3 protein-coding genes are annotated in these 4,439 nt (G+C 46.1%); all 3 read left to right on the top strand.

Features of this window, described 5'->3' with window-relative positions; translation table 11 throughout:
- The coding region (locus QT974_RS31560) for a hypothetical protein (protein ID WP_333472317.1) at window positions 1-1,382 on the top strand (1,382 nt) is incomplete at its 5' end.
- Between the two features lie 231 nt (window positions 1,383-1,613).
- On the top strand, window positions 1,614-2,288 hold the full coding sequence (locus QT974_RS31565) for a BRO-N domain-containing protein (RefSeq protein WP_333472318.1): 675 nt from the start codon (window positions 1,614-1,616) through the stop codon (window positions 2,286-2,288).
- Between the two features lie 545 nt (window positions 2,289-2,833).
- A partial coding sequence (locus QT974_RS31570) for a DUF5906 domain-containing protein (RefSeq protein WP_333472319.1) occupies window positions 2,834-4,439 on the top strand: 1,606 nt, incomplete at its 3' end.

Consider the following 4,439-nt stretch of genomic DNA (forward strand, 5'->3'; position numbering starts at 1 on the left):
GGTACGAGCGAATTTTGGACTACTTCAAGCAAGCACAGAAAGAATGCCCCAAAGGGGTGGGACTAAAAAAGGATAGTAAAGCTAAAGGCTCTTACATCACCCTCCAGTTTAAATTAGGTGACAAGCGTGTCAATAAAGCCTGTGGGTGTTACCTGACAATTAATGGTATTGCTGACGCATTGAAGAAAGCTCATCTAGTCGCTAGCGCCCTACAATCGCTAAAAACAGAGTCTCAGTTTTTAGTCTGGTACGATGATGTCATTTTGCGAAAAAATATTATCAAGAATGACTTGATGACGTTCGGTGAGGCGATTGGACAAGTAGAGAAAGAATACTGGGATGGACGTACTAAACGTCGCCAACAGCGAGATAGAGCTAATGCCAGCCATCAGTGTACTTGGGGTGCGGTCTACGGTCGTTACTACAAATTATTGCCACGCGAAAAGCTTGTAAACTTGACAGATATTCTGTCTGTGATTAACAGCAAAAAACAAGAAACTAAATGTTTTAAGAACTGCCTATGTGCAATGAAAAAATTAGCAGAGGTCATTAAAAATACTGATTTGCTTAGCCGCCTTAAAGAGATTGACGGCATACAAACAGAGTTTAGAGAAGATATTCAAACTTTGTCAGTTGATGACTTTTTGAATCTTCGCGACGAGGTTTTAAACATCCCTTCTAACGACAAGCGATACCGCCCAGAGCAGCGGCGCTGCTGGTTGTGGGTGTTTTCAATGCAGCTAGTGTACGGATTTCGAGTGCATGAAGTTTTTGCAGTTCAGAATATTGACAAACCGTTTAAAACAAAAGATGGCATCATCATTCCGCCTCTGACTGAGGCGAACAACACAAAAATGATTGCTGTCGTAGGAGAGCGGACAAATCTAAATACCACCACTAAAACAGGCTACCGATTGTGCGTGCCAATGCTTCCCCCTACTCATTTTGATTTGATTGAACTGTTGGAAATCAAGTCGGGAGAATTACCTAATATCCGGTTAATATCCAGCAATCCAAAGACAATTGCTGGGGTTTACTGCAAGAGAGGGCACGACATTTTAGTGAGATGGAGTAAGAGCTTGAGTCAAACTCATGCTTTGCGTCACTTGGCTAACCTAAACGGTCAAATGGCAGGGATGTCTCAGGAAACAAGAGCTAAGAATTTGGGGCATTCAATGCAGATGAACGAAGGCACTTATAAGAAACGAGCCAATACTCAAACAACGATTGACTTGTTGACTCGATCCACGACAGAAGCTATTTCATTGGGTAGCGCTATTGGGGTGCTTAAACAGTTAGGAAGTGATGCGAAAAACATCAAACTGCTAGCAGCTATTTATGGTATTACGCCCGATCGAGTGATGGAACTGCTCGCCGAATAATTATGCACAAAACTTTACAACCTCTGTGTTGACAGATGGCTGCGAATCTGCAATCGTGAGTAACTAAGGAAGATTGATGCGCGACTGACAAGCACTTGCAATGCTAATCAAGTCACGACTTCCCCAAACCGTTAACAAACAACGTTTGGAGCTTAACTATTATGCCAGTCGTAGACGATTGTCTTTGCGGACGATCGCAACTCTTCATGATTGAGTTTGCGAGGTTCTGCAATGACTGAACTATCAATTTTTGATTTTGAGGGGCAAGAAATCAGGGTGTTCGGATCGACCGATACCCCTGAGTGGGTTGTTGCTGATGTGGGTGCTGTCTTAGGCATTAGTCAAAGCACGTTATCGGAACGTGTGAGTAAGATGCCTGAAAGTTGGAAAGGGATTCGCTCCAACCGAACCGGAAGTGGGGTTCATATCGGTTTAACCGATACGAACAAAGGTGAGCGACAAATGCTTACCGTAACGGAACCGGGTTTGTACGAGCTGATTTTCCGATCGGACAAGCCGGCAGCCCAACGGTTCCGAGTTTGGATGTTTGAGGAAGTGTTACCCAGCATCCGCCGGACAGGAAGCTATTCTCGTTCCACCTCTGAACAGGTTTTTGACCCCCAATTATCTCAGTTCATAGAGCTTGCACAGAGCCAAGTTGATGTCATCAACGAACAGCAAAAAATCCTGGCAGAACAGCAGAAAATGCTGGCAACAGCTCTAGCGAGCCTCAGCAAAACCAAAGCCAAGGACAAAAAACAGCCCAAGTGGACACCGCGCAGTACCAGTCATTTACTGGAATTCATGCGCGAAGTAGGTTTAGAGGCTCAGCCCCAAGGTCAGATTTACATCAACGACCTCTCTGGCAACAGTTGCAAGACTGGTACATCAAAACAGGGGTGCTAACAGTCAAGACTGTAGGATGCAAAAAAGAATTGATTTGGCAAAACTTACCAAATCAAAAAGACACTCCGATAAAAGCTGTAAATCAGGTCTACCGAAGATTTCAAGAACTTTTCTCCAAGTTAAAAAGACAACGGTATACACAGTGTAGTGAAGTAAAGCGATGCGGGTTCAAAGCTAAATTAGCAAGATGGACATAAAAGCGCGTGCAGAAAAATTTAGAGAGTTACTGCGTCTTCCCAGACCCGAAGAAGCGTGGGTTACTCTTTGGCGGCGTCAGAGAGAAGCTCGAACATGGAAGTTCTGGCACGTATTTGCCCTCACACTGAAGTCAGAAATTTGCGCGGTAATCAAGGCATCTCTTAAATTGACCTGGGCAGCAGCGTCAAATTTACCAATTTACTGGCAGTTACTACGAGTTGCGGTCGGAAGCTACCGAAAAACGCCGCATTCTTGACTGGTTGAAGACCTATTCTGAGAAAGGGAAAGGAGGTGTATACCGCAACAATCGAGCTAACTCAAGCAGCGTAAACGAGGTCTATAACTGGATGGTCTTAGGACTGGCTGTAGACATTGAGAAGGTGAACCCGCCCGGTTTGAATTGCTCTAACGGGGTACTGAGGATTAATCCTGATGGCTCTCATACCTTTACTCCGCACAGTCTCGAACAGGTTTACACATACATCGGTGGCAAATATGACCCTGATGTCGATGTCACAGATTGCGATCGCCTTTTGGAATGTCTTGAGCCACAGCAGCGAGAGATTTTTCTCAGGACAATTGCTGCTGCACTGTGTCTGCCACTGGCCCGTTTGAAGATGTCGCGGGTCAAAGGACTGCTTTGTCACGGCGACGGTGGCAACGGTAAGGACACTTTGCGGACGGCATTAGTGACGGTGTTGGGGCGGGGCGTGACTGGAAAGTCTTTGAAAGATTTTCAGATTTATGACACCGGGCGCAAGTTTCCCCTCGCTGGTTTGGAGAATTCTTTGTGCAACTGGTCGAGCGAGAATGCGGACGCGGTGAAATTGGACAAGCTGCAAAGTCTCAAGCAGTTCATTACGGGTGATGAATTAACCATTGAACACAAGGGACGCGGTGAGTATCCATACAAGCCAGAGGCGATATTCCTTGCTAACTGCAATGTTCTGCCATCTATCAGCAGCGATGCCGAAGCCATCCGCAGCCGATACTGCATCCTGAGTTTCAAAAAAACTTACGTGGTTGGAGCCGATTCTAATGAAGGTCAATTAGAAGCCGACCCTCGGTTTAAGGAAGATCCAAGCTTTGTGCTGGAACAGATTGCACCGGCACTGCTGAACAAGATGCTGGAACGGATACCGTTGCTGCTGGCTCAAGGGATTAATTACGGTTCCAGTGACGCGGCTTTGCGGGAAGCTCAGGAAAAGTCTCAGCACCTGTGGCAGTTTGTCAGGGATATGGGGATTGAGGTTCAGTCTGGCGGACGTATTTATGTCAAAGACCTCTGGCAATGGTTGCAGGACTGGTATGTAGAATCTGGCATTTTGGAAGTTGAGCGCAACGACAGGGACAAAGAGAAACGGGTTTGGAATGACTTGCCAAACCGATACGATACCCTCGTGAAGTCTATGAATCAGGTATATGCAAGGTTGTGTGAGATTTTTCCCAAACTTCAGATACATCGAAACAATGAACGAGCCGACATGGAATTGAGAGGGCAAAAGTATTTGTCTGGAATTGGGATATGTACAAAATCTGAAACAAGTCCAAAAACTGGGTTGCCAGAGTTGCCAGTAGACTCTGCAAGGGTTACAGGGTTGCCAACTGAGTTGCCAATAATTTCTGGCAACCCAACTGGCAACCCAACTGGCAACCCTGTAATCCTTACGGGGAGGGGTGGCAACTCTGGCAACTCAATTTCTCCAACTATTTTGGAATTGTGCAATTACATCGAAAAACTCAGCCAGTCTGACAAGCAAAAACTGACAGAACTACTCACGGGCGTCCCTTGTTCCGACCCGCTCAAAGCATTCAGAGTCGGTGACAAGGTGGCTGGTAACAAGCCAGAGGACTCTAGTTATAGCTGGCACGGCCGCATTGTTGAGATTCACACGAGTATCAGTTGCAAGGTTGACTGGCAAGAGCGCGAGGGTCATAAGGGCGGACGGGTAA

Origin of the sequence: Microcoleus sp. BM001215392 (assembly GCF_036700185.1) — a bacterium.
In the GTDB taxonomy this organism is placed as follows: domain Bacteria; phylum Cyanobacteriota; class Cyanobacteriia; order Cyanobacteriales; family Microcoleaceae; genus Microcoleus.

Excerpts from the sequence above, each read along its gene's own strand:
- QT974_RS31565 (WP_333472318.1), top strand. The coding sequence starts at position 1,614 with ATGACTGAACTATCAATTTTTGATTTTGAGGGGCAAGAAATCAGGGTG.